At 68.3% G+C, this 26651-nt stretch carries 20 protein-coding genes; 7 read left to right on the forward strand and 13 right to left on the reverse strand.

Going from position 1 to position 26651, the window contains the following annotated elements; all coding sequences use genetic code 11:
- Positions 1–148 precede the first annotated feature (148 nt).
- The 5 genes from ABD116_RS05400 to ABD116_RS05420 all read right to left on the reverse strand — a co-directional run bounded on the left by ABD116_RS05400 (position 149) and on the right by ABD116_RS05420 (position 6213).
- A complete protein-coding gene (locus tag ABD116_RS05400; protein ID WP_343965432.1) occupies positions 149–1435 on the reverse strand; it encodes a sugar ABC transporter permease in 1287 nt (428 codons plus the stop codon).
- Positions 1432–2217: an ATP-binding cassette domain-containing protein gene (locus ABD116_RS05405; protein ID WP_343965434.1), complete on the reverse strand. Its 786-nt coding sequence runs from the start codon at positions 2215–2217 to the stop codon at positions 1432–1434. Before ABD116_RS05405 ends, ABD116_RS05400 begins: the two co-directional genes overlap by 4 nt.
- Entirely contained in the window at positions 2214–3320 is a 1107-nt protein-coding gene (locus tag ABD116_RS05410) for a sugar ABC transporter substrate-binding protein (RefSeq protein WP_343965436.1), read from the reverse strand. The genes ABD116_RS05405 and ABD116_RS05410 overlap by 4 nt, the downstream gene beginning before the upstream one ends.
- Before the next feature lie 92 nt (positions 3321–3412).
- The gene (locus tag ABD116_RS05415) at positions 3413–3844 is read right to left on the reverse strand and encodes a cupin domain-containing protein (protein ID WP_343966584.1); all 432 of its coding nucleotides are present in this window, start codon (positions 3842–3844) and stop codon (positions 3413–3415) included.
- A 32-nt stretch (positions 3845–3876) separates the two neighbouring features.
- Entirely contained in the window at positions 3877–6213 is a 2337-nt protein-coding gene (locus tag ABD116_RS05420; RefSeq protein ID WP_343965438.1) for a chitobiase/beta-hexosaminidase C-terminal domain-containing protein, read from the reverse strand.
- A 218-nt stretch (positions 6214–6431) separates the two neighbouring features.
- On the opposite strand from ABD116_RS05420, the gene ABD116_RS05425 reads away from it, so the two are divergent.
- Positions 6432–8651 (forward strand): NADP-dependent isocitrate dehydrogenase, encoded by a 2220-nt coding sequence (locus tag ABD116_RS05425; RefSeq protein ID WP_343965440.1) that lies wholly within the window; start codon positions 6432–6434, stop codon positions 8649–8651.
- Between the two features lie 62 nt (positions 8652–8713).
- Here ABD116_RS05425 and ABD116_RS05430 read toward each other — a convergent pair whose 3' ends face one another.
- On the reverse strand, positions 8714–10495 hold the full coding sequence (locus tag ABD116_RS05430; RefSeq protein WP_343965442.1) for an ATP-binding cassette domain-containing protein: 1782 nt from the start codon (positions 10493–10495) through the stop codon (positions 8714–8716).
- A 205-nt stretch (positions 10496–10700) separates the two neighbouring features.
- The gene (locus tag ABD116_RS05435) at positions 10701–11273 is read right to left on the reverse strand and encodes a GNAT family N-acetyltransferase (protein WP_343965444.1); all 573 of its coding nucleotides are present in this window, start codon (positions 11271–11273) and stop codon (positions 10701–10703) included.
- Between the two features lie 63 nt (positions 11274–11336).
- Here ABD116_RS05435 and ABD116_RS05440 point away from each other — a divergent pair, with 63 nt between their 5' ends.
- Positions 11337–12410, forward strand: a complete 1074-nt coding sequence (locus ABD116_RS05440; RefSeq protein ID WP_343965446.1) for a hypothetical protein — start codon at positions 11337–11339, stop codon at positions 12408–12410.
- On the opposite strand, the gene ABD116_RS05445 is transcribed toward ABD116_RS05440, so the two are convergent.
- Together ABD116_RS05445 and ABD116_RS05450 are read right to left on the reverse strand one after the other, a co-directional pair.
- Positions 12411–14465 (reverse strand): HelD family protein, encoded by a 2055-nt coding sequence (locus ABD116_RS05445; protein WP_343965448.1) that lies wholly within the window; start codon positions 14463–14465, stop codon positions 12411–12413. It lies immediately after the preceding gene.
- 147 nt (positions 14466–14612) lie between these two features.
- Positions 14613–15035, reverse strand: a complete 423-nt coding sequence (locus ABD116_RS05450) for a hypothetical protein (RefSeq protein ID WP_343965450.1) — start codon at positions 15033–15035, stop codon at positions 14613–14615.
- 77 nt (positions 15036–15112) lie between these two features.
- On the opposite strand from ABD116_RS05450, the gene ABD116_RS05455 reads away from it, so the two are divergent.
- Positions 15113–16471, forward strand: coding sequence for an ABC transporter ATP-binding protein (locus tag ABD116_RS05455; protein WP_343965452.1), 1359 nt, complete (start codon positions 15113–15115; stop codon positions 16469–16471).
- Positions 16472–16493: 22 nt separating this feature from the next.
- On the opposite strand, the gene ABD116_RS05460 is transcribed toward ABD116_RS05455, so the two are convergent.
- Positions 16494–17459, reverse strand: coding sequence for a LuxR C-terminal-related transcriptional regulator (locus ABD116_RS05460; RefSeq protein WP_343965454.1), 966 nt, complete (start codon positions 17457–17459; stop codon positions 16494–16496).
- 110 nt (positions 17460–17569) lie between these two features.
- On the opposite strand from ABD116_RS05460, the gene ABD116_RS05465 reads away from it, so the two are divergent.
- Both ABD116_RS05465 and ABD116_RS05470 read left to right on the forward strand, forming a co-directional pair.
- Positions 17570–18691: a beta propeller repeat protein gene (locus ABD116_RS05465; RefSeq protein ID WP_343965456.1), complete on the forward strand. Its 1122-nt coding sequence runs from the start codon at positions 17570–17572 to the stop codon at positions 18689–18691.
- The gene (locus ABD116_RS05470; protein ID WP_343965458.1) at positions 18688–20589 is read left to right on the forward strand and encodes a putative Ig domain-containing protein; all 1902 of its coding nucleotides are present in this window, start codon (positions 18688–18690) and stop codon (positions 20587–20589) included. Before ABD116_RS05465 ends, ABD116_RS05470 begins: the two co-directional genes overlap by 4 nt.
- 53 nt (positions 20590–20642) lie before the next feature.
- Here the strand turns inward: ABD116_RS05470 and ABD116_RS05475 are convergent, their stop codons facing one another.
- Complete coding sequence (locus ABD116_RS05475) at positions 20643–21326, reverse strand: FadR/GntR family transcriptional regulator (protein ID WP_343965460.1); 684 nt, start codon at positions 21324–21326, stop codon at positions 20643–20645.
- Between the two features lie 313 nt (positions 21327–21639).
- Between ABD116_RS05475 and ABD116_RS05480 the strand changes: the two genes are divergently transcribed.
- Positions 21640–22821: an MFS transporter gene (locus tag ABD116_RS05480; protein WP_343965463.1), complete on the forward strand. Its 1182-nt coding sequence runs from the start codon at positions 21640–21642 to the stop codon at positions 22819–22821.
- A gap of 786 nt (positions 22822–23607) precedes the next feature.
- On the opposite strand, the gene ABD116_RS05485 is transcribed toward ABD116_RS05480, so the two are convergent.
- On the reverse strand, positions 23608–24951 hold the full coding sequence (locus ABD116_RS05485; RefSeq protein ID WP_343965465.1) for an MFS transporter: 1344 nt from the start codon (positions 24949–24951) through the stop codon (positions 23608–23610).
- Here ABD116_RS05485 and ABD116_RS05490 point away from each other — a divergent pair.
- A complete protein-coding gene (locus tag ABD116_RS05490; RefSeq protein WP_343965467.1) occupies positions 24880–25617 on the forward strand; it encodes a TetR/AcrR family transcriptional regulator in 738 nt (245 codons plus the stop codon). The two genes, ABD116_RS05485 and ABD116_RS05490, sit on opposite strands and share 72 nt — an antisense overlap.
- Here ABD116_RS05490 and ABD116_RS05495 read toward each other — a convergent pair.
- Positions 25614–26573 (reverse strand): slipin family protein, encoded by a 960-nt coding sequence (locus tag ABD116_RS05495; protein WP_343965469.1) that lies wholly within the window; start codon positions 26571–26573, stop codon positions 25614–25616. The two genes, ABD116_RS05490 and ABD116_RS05495, sit on opposite strands and share 4 nt — an antisense overlap.
- Positions 26574–26651 lie beyond the last annotated feature (78 nt).

Consider the following 26651-nt stretch of genomic DNA (forward strand, 5'->3'; position numbering starts at 1 on the left):
ACGACCGCGGCGGCGCGGCGGCCGATCGCGGGTCAGGGCTGACCGGGCTGGCGGACCGGGTCGAGGCACTCAACGGCACGATCTCGGTAGCCAGCCCGGCCGGAGCGGGCACCACGCTGCTCGTCGACCTTCCGGTGCAGCCGGGCGCCTAGGTCGCTCGCGCTCGGCGGACCACCGCATCGAAGCCTGCCGCGAGAAGCAGTACGGCACCGGTGACGACCCACTCGTAGCCTGCCGAGTTCGCGCCCTGGATGAGGTCGCTCATCCCGTTGATGATGACGGCCACGACCAGGCCACCGAGAACGGCGTCGATGATGCGGCCGTGCCCGCCGAACAACGACGTACCCCCGATGACCGCGGCACCGACCGCCAGCAACAAGGTGTTGCCCGCACCGGCGTTCGACTGCACCGACTGCAGCAGCGAGGCTGCGACGACTCCGGAGACAGCGGCCATACCGGAGCAGATGACGAACACGGAGATGCGAATCCGGGACACCACGATGCCGGCCCGCCGCGATGCTTCCTCGTTGCCGCCGACGGCGTACAGGTGCCGGCCGTACCGCGTGCGGCTGAGGACGAAGTGCCAGACCACGAACAGGATCACCAGCAGCACGACCACCCACGGCATGCCTTGCGCCGAGTTGTCGAAGAACGCATTGGTGGACACGTTGCGGTTGACGCCCATCTCGTAGGTGAACGCCGCCCCGAGCACAGCCAGTACGACGACCTTCCCCGCGATCACCGTGTACGGCGGCCGGGACAGTCCGGACCGCACCCGCCCGAGCGCGTCGTTGACCTTGGTCGCGGCGTAGCCAACCACCACCAGTGCCAGCAGCACCCAGCCGAGCCAGAGCGGCACGAAGCTGTTCTCGAGCTTGATCAGCGGCGAGCCGTCGGGCAGGATCACCGACCCTTGACCGCCGATCAGGATCAGGGTGACGCCCTGGAAGGCCAGGAAGGTCGCCAGCGTGATGACGAACGACGGGATGCCGACCCGGGCGCGTAGCCAGCCCATCCCGAACCCGATGGCCAGGCCGACAACGAGACCCGCGACCAGCGCCAGCCACCAGGAGGCGCCGTGCCGCAGGATCAGTACGGCCGTGATCGCCGAGCACAGGCCGCCCGTCGTACCGGCGGACAAGTCGATCTCGCCGAGCAGCAGTACGAAGACCAGGCCCATCGCCATCACGATGATCGGCGCTGCCTGGATCACCAGCGCTTCGAGGTTGTAGGCGCTCAGAAAGCCCTGGTGCACCCAAGCGAAGACGCCGGTGATGACGACCAGTCCGACCAACGCCGGGATCGAGCCGAGCTCGCCGCCCCGCACCCGGCCGGCATAGTCCTTGAGGTAGGCGACCAAAGCCGCCAGTCCCTCCCCCGGCTCGTCCGGCGCCGGTTCGTCCTGCTGGACCAGCTCGTCCACCTGCGCGCTCATACGACCGCTCCGGAGGACTCTTCGGGCGACAACCCCAGGTCACCCGAACGACCCGCCGTGATCAGCTCGACCACCTGCGTCTGGGTCACGTCCTTGCGCCTGACCTGGGCCGCCATCCGGCCGAGGAACAGTACGCCGATGGAGTCGGCGACCCGCATCACGTCGTTCATGTTGTGCGACACCAGGATCACGGCGACCCCCTGCTCGGCCAACCTGCGGACCAGGTCGAGCACCTGCTCGGTCTGGGCGACCCCGAGGGCAGCCGTCGGCTCGTCCAGGATGACGACCTTCGACTTCCACAGCACCGACTTGGCGATCGCCACCGTCTGACGCTGACCGCCAGACAGGCTCGCCACCCGTTGCCGCACCGATCGGACGGTACGGACCGACAGCGAGGTCAGCGCCTGCCGGGCCAGCTTCTCCATCGCGTTCTCGTCCAGCGTGCGCAACCGGGTGATCTGCTCGCGGCCGAGAAACATGTTCTGGACGATGTCGAGGTTGTCGGCCAGGGCCAGGTCCTGGTAGACGATCTCGACCCCGAGCAGCGCCGCATCGCGGGGGCCGGCGACGGTGCGCGGTACGCCGTCGAAGAGCAACTCCCCCGCGTCGACCCGATAGCTTCCGCCGATGCACTTGACCAGCGTCGTCTTGCCGGCCCCGTTGTCGCCGACCAGTGCGGTCACCTCCCCGGCTGTCGCCGTGAAGTCCACCGACGACAGCACATGGACCGGACCGAAGGACTTCTCGATACCCCGCAGTTCCAGGGTGGGTCGCGACGTCATGGCGTCTTGATCCCGTTGGCGCTGCACAGGGCCACCAGCGCGGGAGTGGGGCAGACGGCCGCGGCGGTCACATAGCCATCCGTCACCGGCAGGGCGACGTTGGCCTTGGTGATCACGGTCGGATCGGCCAGGTACGCCGGAACCGCACGGCCGGTCGACGGATCCTTGACCGTCGTCGGGGCGGTCGGCTTCTGGCCCGCGAGGATCTGGCCGGCGAGTTTGATCGCCACGTCGGCCTCACCGGCGACCGGCTTGTAGATCGTGAACGCCTGGCTGCCGGCCATCACGTTGTCGAGTCCGCCCGCGGTGGCGTCCTGCCCGGAGACCGCGACCTTGCCCACCAGGCCCTGCGCCTTGAGCACGTTGATGACGGACTGCGCCATCGTGTCGTTGGCGACCATCACCGCGTTGAGGTTCGGGTGCTGCCCGAGCATCGTGGTGAACACGGTCTGCGCGGTGGCGGCGTCCCAGTTTCCGGTCTGGTCGGCCAGCTTGGTCCAGCCGGGCTGCTTGGACAGTACGGAGTTGTAGCCCTGGGCGAACTGGGCCGCGTTGTTGTCGGTCGGCGCCCCGTCGATCTCGACGTAGCCGACCGCCGCCTTGCCCTTCACCTCGGGAGCCTGGGTCAGCGCGGTGCCCTGGTCCTCACCGACCTTCACGTTGTCGTAGGACACGTAGTACGACGCGGTGCCGCCCGCGGTCAGCCGGTCGTAGTCGATCGTGACGACGTTGTGCTGCTTGGCGAGCGCCTCGATGGCCTTGCCGGACCCCGAGTCCAGGTTCACCACCAGCAGGACGCCGACGCCGGTGTTGATCAGGGCCTGTGCCTGCGACTGCTGGGTGGTCGCGCTGCCGTTGGCGTTGTCGATGTAGCAGGTGAGCTTGGCCGCGTCACACTGCTTGCGGAGTTCGGTGGGGTCGGCCGACACCCAGCGCGGCGAGGTCGCCGTGTCGGGCAGCAGGATGCCGACCTTGTTGTTCGCGGGCGGGGTGCTGCCCGAGGACGTCGTCTTGTCGCCACAGGCAGTCAGCCCGGCCGTCGCCGCAACGACGACGCCGGTCACCGCCACGGCCCTTCGGAGTATGTGCAAGGAAGCTCTCATACTCGCCAGATTCGTCCGAACCAGGCGCCGAATCATCCCGGCAGACGCCCATCCCCCGTACCTGCTAGCAGGTACCTGCCGACCGCCAGGGGCTAGGCCTTCTCCATCCCGAAGCGAGCCATCAACTCCCGTTCTTCGTCCGGGGTTGGCGGCTCGCCGCGGTTCCACAGCTCGTGAAGCTCAGCGAAGTACGCGTCCATGGCGGGCGTATGGATCACCAGGAGCCGTGCCTCCGCGTCGCCACCGTTGCCGAAGGTGTGCGGCGTACCCCGAGGGATCAGCACGAATCCCTCGGGGCCGACGGACAGCTCCTCGTGGCCGGCCTGGATGGCGACCAGACCGTCGAGCACGAAGTACGCCTCAGTGCAGTTCGTATGGCGGTGGGGCGGTGGGCGGCGTCCACCGACCGGCAGGGTGCGCTCCATCAGCGACAGGTCGCCGTCGTCCTGACCGGCCAGCGCCTTGAAGAACATCCGGCTGCCGCGAGCCGCGTACTCCTGCTCCGACTCGCCCGGACCCAGCATCCGCACCACCGCCACCACTCCTTTCGGGGCACTTAGGGGTAGTTCACCACGTTGACCGGCACCGTGCCTGGCGGCGTGACTGCTCCGGTGTCGTTGATGACGTGGGTGATCACGCCCTGGTAGTTGAGTGAGACCGTGCAGAGGCTGTGGAAGCGGACATTTGCGTTGTTGGGAACCTCGAACGCGTTGTAGGCGCTGACGGAGGGGTTGACGTTGAAGAAGTTGTAGCTACCCAGTCCCCAGGCCTCGTGGGACGTGACGTTGTCGCCCACCTTGTACGCCGGATAGCCCGCCTTCCCGCTCGGCCGGTTCCAGCTCGCCTGGTTCGGTACGTCGTACGGCATCTCGTTCTGGAAGAAGATCGTCTTGCCGCCCTGCCCGTTCCAGATCACCTGCGACTTCTGGTAGTGCTCGACGAACAACCCGGTCGCCAGCACGTTGTTGCCGTTGACAAGCAATCCGGTGTCCGCGGTCGCCTGCGTCCAGCCCCAGGTGCCCGCGTTGCCGTGGTCGGCCCGCCAGGCCCAGATGTGGTCGATGATCACGTTGTTGCTGTTGACAACAAGACTCGTCGTCGCGTGGCCGGCGATCGAGCCGCCGATCCGGAAGAACACGTCCTGCAGGGTGGTCGGGTTCGCCGCGTGGTTGGCGGATGATCCCGACGCGCCGACGGTCAGCAACGCGGCGCTGTTCGTCGTACCGGCGTCGAACAGCAGTCCCTTGATCCGTACGCCGTCCACGTCGGCGACCTGCATCGCGTTGACCCCGTTGTCCGGGATCAGCGTCGGGTAGCCGATGCCGAGCACGACGGTGTTGGCCCGGTTCACATTGAGCGTCTGGTTGAGGTGGTAGACGCCCGGCGTGAAGAACAGGTTGCAGCCGGCCGTGAGCGCCGAGTTGATCGACGAGGCGGTGTCGCCGGACTTCACCACATAGAACTGGCTCATCGGGATCGACGTGCCCGGCGTCGAGCCGTTCGCCCAGCTGGCGCCCGACGCGTTGGTCCGCAGTGACGGCGTGAAGACCCGGTACTTCCCTGCGCTGTCGATGTAGAGGTAAGGCACGTCCCGCGAGACCGGCGTCGTGGCGAGGGTCGTCTCGGGTGGGTTCGGGAAGGTGGTGGCGGGCGCTCCCGGCGTACCGGAGAACACCATGTTCCAGACGCCACCGGCCCAGCTGCCGAGGTTGCTGTCCCGTGTGTACCACTGCTGCTGCGAGATCGAGGCAGTCTCGCCGGACACCTTGGTGTCAGCGATGTAGCCGCCGCTCGCGAAGCCGTAGCTGGCCGGGTAGAGCTGCAGGTTGCCGCGGATGTCCATCCGGCGGAACGGCGCCGCCTGCGCGACGGCCCAGCGGTTCGAGCCACCGATCGGGTTGACGGCCATGTTCTCGGCGGACCGCCAGAAGTTCTGCAGCGCCACGCCCTGGTCGGACGCGTTGAACGCATCGACGGTGATCGCTCCGTTGATGACCACGTCGCCCGGGTTCTGGCCGAGGCCGGCCACCGAGGTGTAGTAGCCGACGTCGTCGTGCACGCTGTAGGCGCCGGGCTTGAACAGGTGCGCGACCCGCCGGTCGGCCATCTGCGCGGTCAGCGTGTCCTTCTGGTTGTTGAAGTCCGTGTCGAGCTGCGCCTGGATCGTCGCGGCCGACATGCCCGGGTCGAAGATCCGCGTGTTCGGGCCGAAGTTCGGTACGTCGGGCTGGGTCGTGCACCCGGTCGGTACGGACCCGATCGTGTACGACGCGCTGCCGACGGCCGAGGTGGTGAGGCCGGACTTGATCCCGATCGCGTTGACCGTCCGGGTCGTCGGGACGCTGATCGGGCCGGAGTACAGGGTCGAGGACGCGGTCGGCGTGGAGCCGTCGACCGTGTAGCGGATCGTCGAGCCCGCGGTCGAGGTGGAGATCGTCACCGTCTGCGCGGAGGTGTAGTTGCCACCAGCCGGCGAGAAGGTCGGTGTCGCGACCGTCTGCGGCGGGGTCGTGCCGCCGTGCGTGTAGCTGAAGTGCGGGGTGTCGTACTGCGGTCCACTCTTCTCGTACGTGAACCAGTAGTCGATGACTGTGCCCGACGACAACCCGCTGACGGTCGTCCGCCAAGTGCCGCCGCTGAGAGTCATCCGGACGTTCTGCTGACCCTGTGCGGTGCCGGTGTAGTGCACATCGACGTACAGGGCGGCCGTCGTCGGGGTGAAGGCGATCTGGGCCTGGGTCGCGTTCAGCGACGTGACCGACTGGGTGTAGTCGTCGGCAGCCGTCGCCACGCCACCCACCAGGAGGGTCGAGCAGACGGCCAGGACGAGTGCGGCGATCGCCGCGCGCCAGCGCAGACGGCGTCGGCGGGTCGGGGCAGGGGTGGGTATCACGGAAGCACCTCCGGGGGCGGAAGAAGGCGAACTCCCGTGTGAGAGCGCTCACACGGACCTTGAAGGTAAACCGGATCGGGCTCCGGGGGAAGACCTCGGCCACCTTCCCCGTGAGCATCACCACTCCCCTCCGGCGGCGGCCGGTCCGCCGACTAAGGTGGGGTTGCCTCCCGGGGTGGCCCGGGGAGCGACATCGACGGAGCAGAGGACAGACGCGAGTGACTGAGTCGACCATCATCTACACCCATACGGACGAGGCCCCGGCCCTGGCGACGTACTCGTTCCTGCCGGTGATCCAGGCGTACGCCGCGCAGGCCGGTGTGGGCGTGGAGACCCGGGACATCTCGCTGGCCGGGCGGATCATCGCCGTCTTCGGCGACTACCTGACCGAGGACCAGCGGATCCCGGACGCGCTGGCCGAGCTCGGCGCGCTGACCAAGACGCCGGGCGCGAACATCATCAAGCTGCCGAACGTGTCCGCCTCGGCCCCCCAGCTCAAGGCCGCGATCGCCGAGCTGCAGTCGCAGGGCTACGCGCTCCCGGAGTACCCGGACGAGCCGAAGACCGACGAGGAGCGCGACATCCGCGCCCGCTACGACAGCACCAAGGGCTCGGCCGTGAACCCGGTCCTGCGCGAGGGCAACTCCGACCGCCGCGCGCCCGCCTCGGTGAAGAACTACGCCAAGACCCACCCGCACCGGATGGGTGCCTGGACGGCTGACTCGAAGACGAACGTCGCGACGATGGACGCTGACGACTTCCGCACGACCGAGACGTCGACCGTGATCGAGGCCGACGGCACGCTGCGGATCGAGTTCGCCGGCGCCGACGGCACCACGTCCGTACTGCGTGAGTCGATCCCCGTGCTGGCCGGCGAGGTCGTCGACTCCTCGGTCATGCACGTCGCCGCGCTGGACGAGTTCCTGACCGCGCAGATCGCCCGGGCCAAGGCCGAGGGCGTGCTGTTCTCGGTCCACCTGAAGGCCACCATGATGAAGGTGTCCGACCCGATCGTCTTCGGGCACGTGGTCCGCACCTTCTTCCCGAAGACCTTCGCGCAGTACGGCGCGACGCTGGCCGCGGCCGGCCTGTCCCCCAACGACGGCCTCGGCGGCATCTACAACGGCCTGGCCGCGCTGCCGGACGGTGACGCGATCAAGGCGTCCTTCGACGCGGAGCTGGCCGACGGCCCGGCGCTCGCGATGGTCGACTCGGACAAGGGCATCACCAACCTGCACGTGCCGTCCGACGTGATCGTCGACGCCTCGATGCCGGCCATGATCCGTACCTCCGGCCACATGTGGGGCCCGGACGGCGCCGAGCACGACACGCTCGCGGTGCTGCCGGACAGCAGCTACGCCGGCATCTACCAGGTCGTCCTCGACGACTGCCGCGCGCACGGCGCCTTCGACCCGTCGACGATGGGCTCGGTCCCGAACGTCGGCCTGATGGCGCAGAAGGCCGAGGAGTACGGCAGCCACGACAAGACCTTCGAGCTGGCCCAGGCCGGCACCGTTCGGGTGGTCGATGCCGACGGCAACGTAGTACTTGAGCAGGAAGTGGCCGCGGGCGACATCTTCCGCGCCTGCCAGACCAAGGACGCGCCGATCCGCGACTGGGTCAAGCTGGCCGTCACCCGGGCCCGCGCGACCGGCGACCCGGCCATCTTCTGGCTGGACGAGACCCGCGCCCACGACGCCAACCTGATCAGCAAGGTCGTCAAGTACCTCACCGAGCACGACACCGAGGGCCTGGTGATCAAGATCCTGGCGCCGGTGGACGCGATCAAGTACTCGCTCGAGCGGATCCGGCGCGGCGAGAACACCATCTCCGTCACCGGCAACGTGCTGCGCGACTACCTGACCGACCTGTTCCCGATCCTCGAGCTCGGCACCAGCGCGAAGATGCTCTCGGTCGTCCCGCTGATGGCCGGCGGCGGCCTGTTCGAGACCGGCGCGGGCGGTTCGGCTCCGAAGCACGTGCAGCAACTGGTCAAGGAGAACTACCTCCGCTGGGACAGCCTCGGCGAGTTCTTCGCCCTGGCCGCCAGCTTCGAGCACCTCGCCCAGACCACCGGCAACGCCCGCGCCCAGGTCCTGGCCGACACCCTCGACCGCGCCACCGCGACGTTCCTCAACGAGGACAAGTCCCCCACCCGCCGGGTAGGCGGCATCGACAACCGCGGCAGCCACTTCTACCTGAGCCTGTACTGGGCCCAGGAACTGGCCAACCAGACCGACGACGCCGACCTGGCCAAGTCCTTCACCCAGGTCGCCGAAACCCTGGCCACCGACGAGCAGACCATCGTCGGCGAACTGATCGCCGTCCAGGGCTCCCCCGTCGACCTAGGCGGCTACTACCAGCCCGACCCCGCGAAGGCCGCAGCCATCATGCGCCCCTCCAAAACCTGGAACGAAACCCTCGCAACCCTGAGCTGAGCCCAATGCAAGGCGCCCGGTCGATCCGGCCGGGCGCCTTTGCCTTGGCGCCGGAACGCCGGTCAACTGTTCATGACCGCGGCGCCCATCAACGCGGCGAAGACTCCGTTCGGGATGGCGAGCAGGGCCTCCGGGCTGCCCTCCTCGACCACGTCGCCGCTCTCGCTCAAAACGATGACGTGTGTCGCCGTCGAGACGAACTCAAGGCGGTGGCTCACCATCACGACCGTTCGGCCCGGGTCGGCCATCCATTCCGTCATCGGCTCCCGGACCTCCGCGAACGTGAAGGCGTCGACGCCGGCGAGCGGTTCGTCCAGTACGACGATGGGGGCCTGGTCCACCAGGATCCGGGCCAGTGCCAGGCGCTGTTTCTGTCCTTCGGAGAGCCGTCTCGCCTGCGCTTCGAGCAGTTCGACGGCGTCGGCTTCGCAGCCGGCCAGCCGGACCGTCCGGAGTGCCCCGGCCAGCACGGAGACGTCCGTTTCTTCGGCCGCGAACAGGTTCTCGCGGACGGTTCCGTCGATGACGTGACCGGTCTGGGACAGGTAGCTCATCTGTCTCAGCAAGTCCTCGTGATCCCAGGAGTCGACCCGCCTGCCGCGGACCTTGACCTCCCCCAGCTCAGGCGTCAGGAAGCCGAGCAGCATCCGCGCGATCGTCGACTTGCCCGCGCCGGATCGGCCGACGATCAAAGCCACACCACCGACCGGGACGCGGAAGGAGCAACCCTGCAGGACCGGTCTGCCGGCCTCGTAGGCGAACGAGACCTGCGCGAACTCCGCCTCCCACGACGAACCGGCGCCGGACTCCGCCGCGACCACGGGCGTAGTGGCGGCCTCCTCCCGCGCGAGCAGGCGCAGCAACGTCCGGGAGGTCGACATCGAGCGCCTGACGCTGTCGTAGCCGTACAGCATGTTGCGGATCGGGCTCATGATCCGGGTGAACAGCGAGACATAGAAGTACGCGTCGCCGACGCCGTTCACATTGGCACCGCGGGCCGCGGCGACCAGCACGATGCCCAGGATGGCGATCAGCCCCAGATCCTGGATGAGGTTCACCAAGCCGCGATAGACGCTCTCCCGGGTGGACAGATCCTTGTCGATCGTTCCCAGTTGATGGCTCGACCCGGCGAGGCGGCCGACGTAGTGGGGCTTTCGCTCGTGGGCCAGCAGGACGTCCCGGTTGGCCAGCACGTCGTTGGTGAATCCGAACAGCTGGCGGCGGCGTTCGTCGTACTTCTCCCGGCGGTTGTTCAGCCGCCGGCCCTGGTCCCAGCTGAGCACGGCGAGCACGGCAGCGAGGCCCAGGCACAGACCCGCGAATCCGATATGCACGTTGGTCAGCACGATGACGATGGTGGCCAGGCTGAAGACGTACTGCCCCGCCTCGACCAGCAACGTGTAGGCACTGGACACTGCGTGCGCACCTTGTTGGACCGCTCCAGCCATGCCGCCCGGCTCGTCCTCCAGGTCGACCGGCACGGACGACTTCGTGAAGGCGTTCTGCACACCGGCTTCGAACAGCCCGGAGAAGAGCCGCCGGGTGATGCTCTCCCGCGAACTCGTGGTCACGACGCCCAGCAGCACGCTCACCAGACTGACCGCCACATAGATGGCGATGCCCCAGCGGAAGGCGACTCCGCTGAACAGCGAGTTCGCCAGGTCGCTCACCCAGTCGGAGTCGCCCGAGCCGATCTCGCCGAGGGGGCGCGACCCGATCGGGCCTTGCTCGTTCCCGTTCACCACGTCGGCCACCGCCGCGATGATCCGGGACTCGATCAGAGATTTGACGGTGGCGATCGTGCCCGCGATGAAGGCGCCGACGACCACCGTCGCAACCGCCACCTTGGAGCGCCTGAGCGCAGACCGCAGGTATGGAAGCGTGACTCGCCACATGATCGGCCCCCCAGCCTCGTTGCCTGCTGCTCCCCGCGAGCACCTCACCAGCCCCCCGGGTGAGATGCCGATCCGTACGGACGACCAGCAGTTCCCCTCAGTGAGTCATGCGCGGCAGGTCGTGTCAACGGTCGGCCGATCACGAACCCGTGCGCTACCGCAGGTCGATCCGCATCAGAACGCGGGGGTGGCCGGCCAGCGTCGAGGTGGTGTCGGCGACCTTGACGAACCCGGCGCGCTCGAAGTTCTTGCGGATACCGGCGTACGCCATCGTCAGGTCCACCTTGGCGTCGCCGCTGTCGAGTGGGTAGGCCTCGACGACGGGTGCGCCGTTCGTCCGGGCGAAGTCGACGGCGCCGTCGATCAGGATGCGGGACAGGCCGGATCCGCGGTGGCCGGGACGGACGCGGATGCACCACAGGGACCAGACCGGTAGGTCGTCGACGTGCGGGATCCTCGTGGTGCGGGCGAACGAGGTGTCCGCGCGGGGCGCGATACCGGCCCAGCCGACCGGCTCGTCGCCGTCGTACGCGAGGACGCCGGGGGCCGGCTCCTTGCGGCAGAGCTCCGCGACGTACTCGCCGCGTTCCGGTCCGTGGAGCTGGTTGTTCAGTTTCGAGGGGATCCGGTGGCTCAGGCACCAGCAGACGGTCGCGTCGGCACGCTTCGGCCCGATCAGGACCCGGACGTCCTCGAAGACCGAAGCAGGCCGTACCTCGATACCCATCCGCTCACGATGGCACACCACAGGTTCTGTCACCGTTCGCCCGGGACGGGGATCATGAACCACATGGACAGCCTGGTCGTACAGACCGCCATCGGACTCATCCTCGTCTTCGCCACCCTCTCCGCCGTGGTCTCGGTCTTCACCGAGGGAGCGGCCCGCTTCATGGGGCTGCGCGGCGAGTACCTGCTCCGCGGTATCCGTTCGCTGGTCGACGGCAAGAGCGAGTTCAAGCTCGGCTGGAAGGACCTCGTACGCCGTACCTCCGAAGCCCCCGTCGTAGCGCCCAACCAGCCGCAACCACCGGTCGGAACGAGCCCGTTGGTCACCCAGGTGATGAACCAGCCGATGGTCTCCCGGACGGCAGACAACGGAGTGGTGGCCCTCGACGCGGGCAACGCCAAGCTGAGCGCCAGGGACCGGCGCGAACTGCCTTCCTACGTGTCGGGCCGTGCCTTCGCCCGAGCCTTTCTCGACGTCATCGTCCCCGACCTGTCCGGCGCCACCACCCTCGATCAGGTCAAGGCCGAGATCGCCGGCTGGCCGAACGACAACCCGCTGAAGAAGACGCTGCTCGGTCTGGTCGCCGAGGCGAAGGGCGACCTGACGACGTTCCGGCAGAGTCTCGAGCAGTGGTACAACGACCACATGGACCGGGTGTCCGGCTGGTACAAACGCCATGTCCGCTGGATCTCCCTGACCGTGGCCGCCGTCCTGGTCGTCGTCTTCAACGTCAACGCCATCGGCATCACCCGCTCGCTCTACACCGACGAAGCCCTCCGCGAAACGGTCGTCAGCCAGGCCGCCGCGAACTCCGCCGAATGCAAGGCCGACGATGCCGGCGACTGCCTGAGCGACCTCCGCAAGGAGATCCAGAAGACCCGAGCGGCCGGCCTCCCCCTCGGCTGGGGAACGGTCTCCGCCTGTACCTCCCCGGGAGTTTCTTGCAACTGGCTGGAGAAGCGCGGACTGCTCGACCCCGACCACGGCGCCGGCCAGGACATCCAGGTCTTCCTGCTGGTCCTGCTCGGCTGGATCTTGATGATGCTGGCAACCATCCCCGGCGCGCGCTTCTGGTTCGACGCCCTGTCCCGCCTCGGAACCCTCCGCTCCACCGGCCCCAAACCGGCCAGCAAATAGCTACCCCAAGGACTCGGGCAGCGGTGTCGCGTGGACGACTCGCAAGGAGCTGACTGCGCGGGTCAGTACGACGTAGAGGCGTTGGAGGCCGCGGGGTTCGGCTGCCACGATCTCGGACGGTTCGGCGACGATGACCGAGTCGAACTCGAGTCCCTTGGCGAGGGTCGCCGGGACGCAGACGAGGCGGGTCGTGTCCATCTCGTCCTCGGTGGCGCCCAGTAGGGCGGGCTCGAGGCCGGCGGCGAGCAGGGCGTCGTACAGGGTGGTGACGCGGTCGTCGGCGGCGATCAGGGCGACGGAGCCTTCGGTGGTGAGGGCGGTCCGGCAGGAGGTGATCAGGGTTTCGGTGAAGGTCTGGTCGTCGGTCGCGATGACGGTGAGGGCATCGGCGATCGTGCGGACGCCGGTCGGGGTGCCCAGGGTCGGGGCGATCTGCGGGAGGAGTTTCGCGGCGAAGTCGATGATCTGTTCGGGGACGCGGAATCCCCGGTCGAGCTCGGCGATGACGGCGTCGGGCTTCTCGAGGTGAGCGAGTACCTGAGCCCAGGAGCCTGCTGCCCAAGGGGTTGTGGCCTGGGCGAGGTCGCCGAGGACGGTGGCGGAACCGGTGCGACAGCGTCGGGACAGCGCGCGGAGTTGCATGGCTGAGAGGTCCTGGGCCTCGTCGAGGACCAGGTGGCCGAGGGAGCCGGAGTCGCGTTCGATCAGGTCGTTGAGCTCGTCGAGCAGGAGGGTGTCGGCCGCTGACCACTTCGCCGACTTCCACGAGCGGGCCGGCTTCTGCCAGAGCAAGGCAGCGCACTCGGCCGCTGTGAACTCCTCCCCAGCACATTGCGACAGGAAGTCCGCGTCGGAGAGCAGCCGATGCAGGACCTGCTCCGGTACGACCTTGGGCCAGACCGCGTCGAGCAATGCCTTCACCGGCTTCGACCTGGCCACGGCGTTCTGCACGCGATCATCCGGCGATTCGCCCCGCCGCTCCATCTGAACCAGTACTGCGTGCGCCACCCGCTGCGCCAGCGCATCCCGCCCCGGCGCGTACCGAGTCGACTCGCGCAGCGCCGAGACGATCTCCGCCAGCTCGTAGTCGTGCACCCGATACCGCTGGGATCCCTTGCTGTAAAGGATTCCCTCGGCCGGTACGCCGATGTGCGACCACAGCGCGCGTCGCAGTACCAGCGCCATCCGCGCATCGCTCTTCAGCCGTGCCGCCTCGGCGTCGTCGACCGCCGTGGCCGGCTGGCTGATCAACTCGTCGATGGTGATCTGCCGGACGTCGACCTCGCCGAGCGCGGGCAGAACCTTGCGGATGTACGACAGGAACGACCGGTTCGGCCCCACGATCACGACGCCGCCCCGGCTCAACCGCTCCCGCTCGGTGTAGAGCAGGTAGGCGACGCGGTGCAGCCCGACAGCCGTCTTGCCGGTACCAGGCGCGCCCTGCACGCAGACGCTCGGATGCAGCGCGGCCCGAACCAGATCATCCTGCTCCGGCTGAATCGTCGCCACGATGTCACGCATCGGCCCAGTACGCGGCCGCTCGATCTCGGCCCGCAGGAACGCGTCGGCCTGGTCGGTCTCGACCGCCCCGATCAGCGACTCGTCCTCGAACCCGGTCAGCTCGGCATGATCGGAGAACCCGTACCGCCGCCGAAGCACCAGCCGCTGCCGATCGCTGCGGGTCGCCCGATAGAACGGCACCGACACCGGCGCCCGCCAGTCGATGACCAGCGGCACCCCACTGCCGTCGTGGACGTGCCGGCGGCCGATGTGGATCTGGTCCAGATCCTCGATCGTGCCGGCCTCGTAGTCGAGCAGCCCGAAGAACAGCGGCACGTCCGGCAGATCGAGCAGCGCCTGCGTCCGCATCTTCTTCGCGCGCTCGTTCGCCTCATTGGTGAAGCGCTCGTCATTGTCCTCGCCCCCGATCAGCGGGACGTCGCGCTCCTCCACCTCCTGGTGCATCCGCGCCAGCGCGGCCTTGGCCTCGGCCAGGAAGACGCGCTCGGCCTCGAGCTCGGCGGTTGAGGCAGGGTTGAGTGTGGTTTCGGCCATGACAAGGAGCCTCGAATCATCGAATCGGACTGGTCGCGGTCAGAAGATCCCGCCCCGGAGATCCACCCGGTTCGATTCGATCCACCATCAAAAAGACAGGCCGGGGACGTTACCCAACCGGCCCGGTCCCCCGCAACTCGATTTCCGTCAGCCCTCGATCTCGGCCAGCCGCAGCTCCAGTAGCTGTTTGAGCGGCAGCGACTCGCCGTCCCGCGCACCCTGCCCGATGATGATCGGCGGATCGGACGGCACCACCCGTACGCCGAGCAGCCTGGCCTTCACGCTCGGCTGCATCCCCAGGATGTAGAAGTTGCCCTCGGCATCGACCCCGAGCGACTGGTTGCGCCGGAGGTACCAGCCGGTCACATCGGTCCGGTAGCTGGCGCCCGTCCCGACCACCGGAGCCCGCAGTGGCTGAGGTTCGATTCCCCGCGAATGCATCGTCGCGACGAACTCCGCCAGTAACTTACGGGCCTGCGCAGTCTCGTTGTCCTTACGGTGCTGGAGAGCTGCTGCTTGGGCCGCGGCAGCCTCTCTGCGGGCCTCTCGCCAAGTCTGCGGATCGTCCATCATGCAAGCGTATGCGCGGAGGTCTGGACAACGTGTGCGCGGGGCTGTGTACTCACCTCACCCCAACGGAGGTGGTGATGACAGCAATCCGGCTGGACTCGGTTTCGAAGACCTACGACGGCAAGTATCCCGCCGTGAACGACGTGTCACTGAACGTCGCGGACGGCGAGTTCATGGTGTTGCTCGGACCGTCCGGATGCGGCAAGACGACCCTGCTGCGAATGATCGCGGGGCTCGAGGAGATGAGCGCGGGAGAGGTCTGGTTCGGCCGGACGCTGGCCACCGACCTGTCCCCGAAAGATCGCGGCGTCGCGCTGGTTTTCCAAAACGGCGCGCTGTACCCGAACCGGACCGCGCGCGAGAACATCATGTTCCCGTTGCGGATGGCCGGCGACGACGTGACCGAGGCGAGCACGAAGGCGGCCGGGCTGGCAAGGATCCTGCGGATCGAGGGCGCGCTCGACCGGTTGCCGAGAACATTGTCCGGCGGCCAGCGTCAGCGCGTGGCGATCGGTCGTGCGATCGTGCGGCAACCGCAGATCTTCCTGATGGACGAGCCGTTGTCCAATCTCGACGCGACGCTGCGGACCGAGCTGCGCCAGGAGATCGGCGCGATGGCCCGCGATCTCAACGTCACCACGGTGTACGTCACCCACGACCAGATCGAGGCGCTCACCCTGGCCGACCGGATCACGGTCATGCGCGACGGCCGGATCGAGGACGTCGGTACTCCGGACCAGGTCTTCAACGACCCCGCGACCGCCTTCGCCGCCGGCTTCCTGGGCAGTCCCCGGATCAACCTGATGTCGGCCATCGTCCGGGTCACCGCGCACCACCGGGTCAGCCTCGACTTCGGCGCCCAGTCCATCCAGCTGCCGCCGATCGACCGCCGGTCGCTGATCCTGAGCAGCCACGACGGCGCCAAGGTGATCGTGGGCGCCCGCTCCGACGCCTTCACCGTCGCCGCGGCCGGTGGCGGCGAACCCGGTCACCTCTCCGGCAAGCTGCGGACCCTCGAATTCCACGGCAACCAATGGATCGCGTTCATCGAGTGCGGCGTCGAGATGCTCAACCCCGACCTGGTCGGCGTCTCCCCCCGCCCCCGTACGCCGAAACGCCTCGCCTTCGCCGACGGTGGCCCGAGGACGCGGCATGCGGCTCCCCACATGTCCGGTCTCACCTCCCGCCTGTCGGGCTGGCGCTCCAGGGCCAGGACCCGCCTGGGCCGGGTCGAGGCGTCATCGATCGAGCCCGAGCCGACCGCCGCCGCGACCCACCGCCGCGCCGACCTGGTACTGGAGATCGACCCGAACGCCGGCCTGAAGACCGGCTCCAAGGTCCACCTCGCCGTCGACACCGCCCGGCTCCACATCTTCGACGAATCCGGCCGCCGCGTAGACCGAGTCACCCGCGATTCCGAGACCCGCACCCGCTGACCACAGCCGCTGACCTCTGCCGCTAGCGCCAGCCGTGCCGAGCGGCCTGGAGTCCTGCCTGGAAGCGACTCGTCGCGCCCAACTGCTCCTGTACTTGCGCGATCCGCCGCCGCAGAGTCCGCCCACTGACTCCCAACTGCCGAGCGATCGCCTCATCCTTCATCCCACTCGCCAGCAGATTGATCAGCGAAGCAGCCGGGTCGACAGCATCCGACTCCGTCAGCCGCAACGGCGTCGCCTGCCCCCACAGCTGATCGAACAACACCTGTAGCGCATTGGTCAGCGCCGAATCAGTGACAACCACTGCCCGAGCCTGGGCCGGACTGGTCGGCTTGTCATCACCGGCCAGCGGCAAGATCGCCGTGGTGCCGTCGACGATCAGCAGCTTCAAGGGCACCTGAGGTAGTACCCGCGCCTGTTCACCCCGCTCCGCCATCGACGTCAGATGCGCCACCCACGCCGGGTGATCCAGTACTTCGGAAGCGTAGATCGACCGGAATCGCACCCCCCGGTCCAGCAGCGCCAACTCGGCACTCGACACCTGGTGGCTGCCGTCCGCAACGTAGGGCGGCGTATCGGTCCCCACCGCCTGCTCAGTTGCCCCACGCAACATGTCCTCGATCCGCGCCTCGATCGCCTCCCGCCCGACCGCGATCTCGATCAGCCGGCTCGGCTCGGCCCGCAACTGTCCCGCGCTGAACTCGCGCGCCAGCTGATCGGTCATCGCCGCGACCCCGTCGAGCGCCGCCCGCCGCTCCCGCACCAGCATCCCGACCCCCGACCGCGGATCCACCGGTGCCGGCGCCTCCTCCGAGCCACCGCGTACCAACCCCACCCCAACCAGCCGAGCCACCGCCGCCTCAACCGTTGCCACCGGCACCCCGAGCGCCTCGCCATGCTGCGCGACCGCCACCCCCGGCTCCCGCAGCAATTGCCGATACAAATCTGCGTCGAACCCGCTCAACCCCACTGCTTCCCAATCAGCCACTCAAGCAGCCTAGATGGCCACAATCGGCGCTTGGCCGGAATGGGCGCCGAACGGGCCGGGACAAGGCTTACCGTGTGCGGTGGCAGTCGTCTAGGTCCGAGGAGTGAACAGTGCGTCTGTATGTTGGCCGTTCCGCGATAGCGCTGGCTGGGGCGATCGCGACCGCATTACTCGTGAGCTCGGGGGCGAGCGTGGCGACCGCGCAACAGCCCGCGGCCCCGAAGTTCGCGCCGCAGTCCATCGTCTGGCCGACCCCGAACGACGGCTACCTGCTCGGCAGTTGCGGCAACGCGAGCTGCTTGGCGGAAGTACAGGCGACTCACGATGGCGGCAAGACGTGGGCCAAGGCAGGCACGACGCACAACCCGCTCGCGATGAGCGGTGAGCCGGGGCTGACCAGCCTCCAGTTCGCCGACGCGAAGTTCGGCTGGGCCTACGATCCGTACCTCGAGGTCACCAAGGACAGCGGCAGAACCTGGACGAAGGTCGCGGTGCCTGGCGGCGACGCCAAGGTACTGCAGTTGCTCGCGGCACCCGACGGTACCTACGTCGTGACCTCGGGCTGCGCGATCGGCACCGGCATCTGCGACGACCGGCCGCTCAAGGTTTGGCGCGCCCCCGCCGGGAAGTCCACCGGCTGGCAGCAGGTCAAGGTCGACGTGGCCGCCGATGACAACGTGCTCCTCGCTGCACAGGGCTCGACGGTTTACTTGCTCACGGCATCCTTCACGGCCCCCAACAAGCTCACCACACTGCGCGACGGCAAGGTCCAGGCGACCAGCACGCTGACCTGCGCGGATGCCGAGGACGCGATCGTCACCGACCTCGCGACCAACGGGCCGAACCGGCTCTTCGCCCTCTGCATCGCCCACTACGGCCGCGGCCAGTCGGAGAAGACCGTCATGGTGTCCGGCGACGGCGGCAAGACCTTCCGGTACGACGCTGTGCCCGGCACTCTCGGCCTGGGCAGCCAACTCGCCGTGAACGCGGACGGCGCGGTCATGCTGACCACCGTCACCGCGAGCCTCGTCTACAACCGCCCGGCGCTCACCAAGTCCTGGCGCTACGACCAGAGCTGGCTGGAGAACAGCGAACACATCCACGACCTCGTCTGGCAGTCGCCGACCACCGCTTGGCTGGTCGAACGCGACGCCGCCTACACCCCCGATACCCAGCTCTGGGTGACCCGCGACGCCGGCAAGACCTGGCAGAAGACAGGAGTACACCAGTGACCGCCCTGCGCCGGTTGGCGATTCCCCTGGCCCTGCTCATGGTCGGCGGCACGAGCATGGTCGCTTCCGCCGAGGTCGCCGAGTCCCCGAAGGTGGTGGCCAGCTGCGACCAGAAGGTCGAGCCCGGCTACTTCACTTGCTTCGCGCAACGACGGGCCGACCTCGGCTTCCGCGCTCGCGCTGCCGGTGCGCCGCAAGGCTACGGCCCAGCCGACTTGGCTTCGGCGTACAAGTTGCCAAGTGCAACAGCAGGCAAGGGCCAGCGCGTTTACATCGTCGACGCCTACGACGACCCGACCGCTGAGTCCGACCTGGCCGTCTACCGCAAGCAGTTCGGGCTGCCGGCCTGTACTACGGACAACGGCTGCTTCCAGAAGCTCAACCAGAACGGCGAGACCAGCCCGCTGCCGGCCCCGTCGTCCTCCTGGTCGGGCGAGATCTCGCTGGACCTCGACATGGTCTCGGCCGTCTGCCCGAACTGCGGCATCACCCTGATCGAGGCCGACTCTCCGAGCAACGACCTCCTGGCCGCGGTGAAGACCGCTGAGAAGCTGGGCGCGAAGTTCGTCTCGCTGAGCTGGGGCGGCCCCGAGTCGGGCAACCTGCCAGAGCTCGACAAGCAGTACTTCAACACCAACGGCATCGTCTACGCCGCCTCCACCGGCGACTACGACTACGAGGCCGGTACCTCCTATCCGGCAAGCTCGGCGGCGACCACGGCCATCGGCGGTACGACGCTGACCAAGACCGACTCCGGCCGCGGCTGGTCCGAAACCGTCTGGAACAACGAACCAGGCCACGGCACCGGCTCCGGCTGCTCCGCCGAGATCACCAAGCCAACCTGGCAAGCCGTCATCCCAGCAGCCACCTGCCCGAAGCGTGCCATCGCCGACGTCTCCGCAGTCGCCGACCCCGCGACAGGAGTGGCCGTCTACCAGACCACCGGCGGCAACGGCTGGGCCGTGTACGGCGGTACCAGCGCGGCCGCGCCGATCATCGCCGCGACCTATGCCCTCGCCGGCGACCCCTTCCCCACTTCGCAGCCTGCCAGCTACCCCTACGCCGGCACCGCCAATCTCAATGACGTTGTCGAAGGCAACAACGGCGAGTGCAAGCCGGCTCCGCTCTGTACTGCGCAACCCGGCTGGGACGGACCGACCGGCCTCGGTACGCCGAACGGCCTCGCCTCACTCACCTCGCCGACCAAGGCCAATCGCATCACCGTCACCACTCCAACCCAGCAATTCAGCTCCGTCGGCACCCCGGTCGTGCTCCACGTCCGGGCGACCGATTCGGGCGGACGTCCGGTCCGTCTCACCGCGACGGACCTCCCCGACGGTCTGCGCCTCAACGCGATCACCGGCCTCATCTACGGCGTACCGAGCAAGCCCGGCACGCACTCGACGACGGTCACCGCGACCGATTCGACCGGGGCGCGCGGCAACACGGTGATCAGCTGGGTCGTCAGCACCCACAAGGGAGCCGTCGTCAACGGCGACTTCGAGGCCGGTACCGGCGGGTGGACCCAGTCCGCCGACGTGATCCGCTCCGATGGCCAGTACAGCAACGCCGGACTCGGCTACGCGATGCTGGGCGGGTATGGCGCAGTCCAGTCGGACATGTTGAGCCAGCAGGTCGCCGTACCGACCACCAGCCGACCGCAGTTGCGCTTCGCCGCACGCATCACCGGCGGCGACAAGGCCGACTCCCTCAAGCTGACCATCAACGGCAAGACGGCCCGCACCCTGACCGGCGCGCAGTCCACCTCGCGGTACGTCACCCAATCACTAGACCTCACGCCGTACCGAGGCCGCACCGTCACCCTGTCCTGGACGAGCACCGAGAACGACACAACCCCAACCTCGTTCCTCCTCGACGACATAGCAATCACCCGCTGAGGCTGGGGCGACATCAGGATCAGCCGGCCCGAGGCTGCCGGCCGAGGCCGGGATCAGTCGCCGGTGGCTGACTGCTTGACCGAGTCGATCAGTGCGTATGACGCCTGGGCGGCGGTCTCGGGATTTCCATCCCGGATCGCCGCCACCAAGGTGTGGTGGGCGTCGCGGACGCGGGGGTCCTCGGGGATCGTCGCGGTCTCGTGGATCGACTCGGTCAGCACTTCGGCGACAGCGTCGTACAGGCGAAGCAAAAGCGGGTTGCCACTCGCCTCGACGATGCCCCGATGGAACGACGCATCCGCGGCGACATAGCCGTCAAGATCACCCGCCTCGTGCGCACTTCTCCGCGCGACGAGTGCCGCCTCCAAGGCAGCGAGACCTTGCCCGGTGTGATGCAACGCAGCCAGCCGGGCGGCCGCACCCTCGATGCCGGCGCGTGCGTCGAGGACATGCGTCAACGTCGCCGACAACTCGTCGCGGACCAGTACGCCGCTGATCTCGTTGGTCGCGCGCACGTACGTACCGTCGCCAACCCGCGGCTCGAGCAGCCCGGTCAGGCTGAGCGACCGCAACGCCTCACGCACCGTCCCGCGGCTCACCCCCAACTCCCCAGCCAGCTGGTTCTCCCCCGGAATCTTCGCCCCGACCGGCCAAGCACCACCCTCGATCAGGGCCCGAAACTGCTCTGAGACCTGCATCACCAACGGAGCCTGCCGTACCGGTCCACTCAATCCCATGGTTAGAGTGTAAATGTCGGACATCTAATCGGTCGAGCCAGCGAGGTGGACCGTGACAGGCGCGTGAATCGTGACAGGGACCGTGGACCGTGGCAGGGACCGTGGACCGTGGCAGGGACCGTGGGTCGTGTCAGTGAGATGCGGGGCGTGGCGGTGAGACGGGGTACCGGGCGTGGCAGTGAGACGGGGTGTGGCAGTGAGACGGGTCGTGTCAATGAGATGCGGGGCGTGGCAGTGAGATGCGGGGCACCGGTCGTGGCAGTGAGACGGGGCATGGCAGTGAGATGCGGGGCGTGGCAGTGACGTCGTGGCGGTGACGACCGGAGCGGTGACCGCCCGGCGGAGTTCCTTGATCGCCGCGAGCGTCTTCCTCGTCGCGCTCTGCCTGCGCCCGGCCATCACCGCAGTCGGCCCTCTCCTGCCACAGATCGGCCTGGACGAAGGCCTCGGCGAAGGAGCCCTCGGCGTGCTCGGCGCGCTCCCGCTCGTCGCCTTCGGCCTCGCCTCTCCCCTGGTCCATCGCCTCCCGAAGTGGCTCGGCATGGAACGCGCCGTCTTCGTCTCACTGCTCGTACTCGCCGCCGGCAGCGTCCTCCGCTCCTACACCGGATCCGTCGGCCTATGGCTGGGAACCCTCGTGATCGGCGCCTCGATCGCGGTCGGCAACGTCCTCGTACCGGTCCTGATCAAACGCGACTACGCCGGCCACGTCTCCCGCGCGATGAGCATCTACACCGCCTTCATCACCGGCGGCGCCGCCCTCGCGTCAGCGATCGCCGTACCGGTCGCCGCCGGCTCCAACTGGCGCCTAGCTCTGGCAATCTGGGGCGGCCTCGCGCTGGTCGTCGCCTTGATCCGAATCCCAGCCCACTCGAGCTCCGCCCCGCTCCCCGCAGAGCCGGCCGACGACAACACGCCCCTGGTGAGCGTCTGGCGGCAACCGATGGCCTGGCTCGTCACCGCCTACATGGGCCTGCAGTCGACGAGCTTCTACGTCTTCGTCACCTGGCTGCCTACGATCGAGCTCTCACACGGCTTCTCCGAGCAGGCCGCCGGCATCCACCTGTTCCTCTTCCAGGGCTTCGGCCTGGTCGGCGGCCTAGCCATCCCCTGGCTGATGCGCAACCCGCGCAGCCAGCGCGCCGGCGCCGTCACCGCCAGCATCCCGATCGTCGTCGCGCTCCTCGGCCTGCTCCTGGCGCCGAAGCTAGTCATCGCCTGGACAATCATCGGCGGCCTAGGCCAAGGCGCCGCCCTGGTAGCAGCCCTCTCCCTGATCAGCATCCGGGGCCGCAGCCATCACGAAACCACCCAACTCTCCGGCATGGCCCAATCCATCGGCTACCTCCTGGCCGCCACCGGCCCCGCCCTAGCCGGCTACCTCACCGAACTAACCACCACCTGGACCACCACCCTCATCGTCTTCACCACCCTCGCCACCCTCCAAATCCTCATCGGCGCCACCGCCGGCCAAGACACCCGCCCCACGCCGTAACCACCCCACCCCACCAACCAACCCACCATCCACCCCAGCCCGACCACCCCACCCCAGCCCGACCACCCCACCCACCGCACAACACCAACCCACCAGCCACCCCAAGCCCGACCGCGCCTCCCACCGCACAACACCAACCCCGCCACCGGCACCCGGTGCCGCGCAACACCAACCCGGTCGCCTGCCACGCGCAACATCAACCCAGCCGTGCGCCGGAGCCATCGCGACGAACTCGCCACACCGGGCCGACTGCCGGGCCGCCACGCACGCACAACCCGCGCGAACCGGCCGACACGCCGGTGGCAAACGCGTACCGACCGAGTTATGCATGCGCCGACGGACCGCCGGGCCGGCAGAGCGCCGGGGCGCACCGGGAGCGGCGGCGTTTGGGGGTGGCGGCTAAACGTCGGAGCCGGTGGTTGACGGGCGGCGGGTGATGGGGTGGCGGTTCGGGCGGACCGCGCCCACCGGGGGGGCGGCCTCATTCGGGGGGCGCCGGAGCACGTGCGTCTCTCGAGGCGCGGGAGCACCGGCCTCGTTGAGGACGCCGGGGATGGCGGCGCTTGGGGGCGTGGGGGTTGCTGGGGCGATGGCGGCTGAGGGTCGGAGCCGGTGATTCATGGGTGGCGGGTGATGGGGTGGGGGTTCGGGCGTTGTCTTCGGGGACCGGCCGGAGTCTCGGGGCGGGGGCCGGTGCGAGGTGGGGTTGGTGACTGGAGGAGCAGTAGCGCGATGAACCGCGGCACATAGAGGCGCACTTGCCCTGCCACACTCCCTCCGAGTTGGTCACTCATCCCTCCCCCTTGCCGAGGTCAGTGCGAGGTCGGTGGTGGTCGGGTGTCGCAGGATGGTGACGGCAAGTAGTACGGCTCCGAGGAGTAGAGCGGCGCCGAGCGTCATCCCGAGGGCATAGCCGTCGTTGAGCGCCTCCGGCGTCGCAACCCCGCCGGTACGCCGATGCGCCGCAGTACCGAGGGCCGCCAACCCAAGAGACGCCCCGATCTGCCGAGAGCTGGCCAGCAGCCCGGACGCAGTACCCGACTCATGCGCCGGAACCCCTGCCGTGGCAAGCGAAACCACCTGCCCCAAGCAGATCCCGAACCCGATGCTCGTGACGATCGAGGGCCCCAGGAAGTCCGCATGGAACGACCCATCGGCACTGATCAGCCCGAACCAAGCGAACCCAGCCGACGCCAGCAGCCCGCCGATCACCAAGAGTGCCCGGGTACTGAACCGATTACCGAGCTTGATCGCCAGAACAGCCCCGACCACCACCCCGAAGGCAAACGGCAGGAACTCGATGCCGGTCCGCGCCGGTCCAGTTCCGAGCACCCGCTGGAGATAGAGCGACGCGAAGTAGAACGACGACGCCATCGCAGCCCCCAGCAAAAGGTTGTACGAGTTGGCCCCCGCAACCGCCCGATTGGCGAACAATCCCAGCCGGATCAATGGATCGCGAGTAGTCGTCCGCTCCACGTGGACGAAAGCAGCCAGCAAAGCGACCGCGATCGCCAGCGTCGTGAGCGTGGCCGCAGAACCCCACGCGTGCCGGTCGGTCCGTACGACGCCGAACACCAGCAAGACCATGCCCGACGTCGTCAGAACCGCACCCAGCACATCCGGACGACCGCGATCCCCCGAGCCGGCATCAGACCGCACACTGCGCCAAGCCATCACCAACGCACCGATCGCCATCGGCACATTGACGAACATCAACCAGCGCCAGCTCGCGTACTCCGTGAGCAACCCGCCGATCAACACCCCCAACGCGCCACCCGCCGCATTCACCGCACTCCACACGCCGAAGGCTCGGGCACGCTCCCTGCCACTGGGAAAGGTCGAGGTCAGGAGCGACAACGCGGCCGGTGCCAGCGCGGCAGCACCGACCCCCTGCGCAGCACGGGCAGCGACCAACTGGCCAGCGTCCTGCGCGAATCCGCCCGCCAATGAGGCCAGCCCGAACAACGCCAGCCCGGACAACAGGACGCGCTTACGGCCGTACCGGTCGGCGAGTTTGCCACCGAGCAGCAGCAGGCCGCCGAAGGTGAGGGCGTACGCGTGGATCACCCAGGTCAGGCCGACTTCGCTGAAGCCGAGGGCGGCGCCGATCTGCGGCAGGCCGAGATTCACGACCGACAGATCCAGCGACACCATGAACTGCACGACGGCCACCGCGGCGAGGATCAGATCCTGGCGGGTGCCCGCCAGCTCATCGACCGGGACGGCTGGGAGCAGCTGACGATCCGCAAGCTCGCCGCTGAGCTGGGGGTCGGCCCCACGACGCTCTACCACCACGTCCGGGACAAGGAGGATCTTCTGCTCCTGCTGATCTCGGCGTACCTCGACAAGGTCCCGCACCCCGAGCTGCCCAGCGCGCCGCGCGACCGGATCATCACGGCCGCCATCGCGATCCACGACAGCCTCGCGGCCTGGCCGTGGACCGCCGAGGTGCTGACCGTCGACGGGTTCATCGCGCGGCTCAACGAGCCCACCCTCTGGTTCGTCGAGACCATCCTGGCCGGCGCGATCGACCACGGCTGTACGCCGCAGCAGGCCGTCCTGCTCTTCCGCAACATGTGGTACTACGCGGCCGGCGAGATCCTCGTCCGCGCCCGCACGAAGGAGAAGGCCACCCCGCCCGACTTCGACGCCTTCTTCGAACGCCTCAACGAGGCCGACCTACCGCATCTCACGTCCGTCGCTCACCACTGGGACAGCTGGGCCGCCCCAGACACCTTTGCCCTAGGCATCGAAGCAGTAGTAGACGGCCTCCTGGCCCAAGCAACCTCGACCTAGGCCTGCCCGTTCCTCTCGGCCGGCTCCGGCTGTCCAGCCACGGCCGACTTCGGATCGGGGACGGCCGACAGCTCCGCGACCGGCGGAGCCGATGAGGCCAGCTCCTGCGGAGGCGCGTCGCCTTCGCCAGCTTCCAGTGCCGAGGCCGCTTCCGGCTCCGCTGCGGCCGGCTCCTCCGCTACCGCCTTCGGCTTCGGCGCTTCGGCGGGGGTGGAGCGTTCCAGGAAGCGGAGTAGTTCGACCGGGAACGGAAGTACCAGCGTCGAGTTCTTCTCGGCGGCGACCTCGACGACGGTCTGCAGCAGACGCAACTGCAGCGCCGCCGGATGATCCGCCATCACCTCAGCGGCCTGCCCGAGCTTCTCCGACGCCTGCAGCTCGCCGTCCGCGGTGATGATCCGCGCCCGCCGCTCCCGCTCGGCCTCCGCCTGCCGCGACATCGACCGCTTCATCGTCTCCGGCAGCGCGACATCCTTGATCTCCACCCGCTCGATGTGCACACCCCAATCGAGCGCCGGGCTGTCGATCATCAACTCCATCCCCTGGTTGAGCCGCTCCCGGTTCGACAGCAGGTCATCCAGATCGCTCTTACCGATGATCGACCGCAGCGAGGTCTGCGCCACCTGCGCGATCGCCGACAGATAGTCCTGTACGTCGACAGTCGCCCGGACCGGATCGATGACACTGAAGTACACGACCGCGTCGACGCGAACCGTCACGTTGTCCCGCGTGATGCCGTCCTGCGCCGGCACCGGCATCGTGACGATCTGCATGTTGACCTTCTGCAACCGGTCCGCGATCGGCACCAGCATGGCCAGCCCCGGACCGCGGATCTCCGGCTGCACCCGGCCGAACCGGAAAACGACGCCACGCTCGAACTGCTTCACGACGCGCATGCTCAGCGCCGCGCCGATCAGGCCGAGGAGGACCGCGATGAAGACGATGTCGAGGATCATGTCCACTCCCCGCGCGGATCGATGCCACCGGCGGGGTAGATCCGGGCCGGCCTCACCAAACTCGAGCGATCCGTGCCC

Origin of the sequence: Kribbella koreensis (genome assembly GCF_039525325.1) — a bacterium.
Lineage (GTDB): Bacteria > Actinomycetota > Actinomycetes > Propionibacteriales > Kribbellaceae > Kribbella > Kribbella koreensis.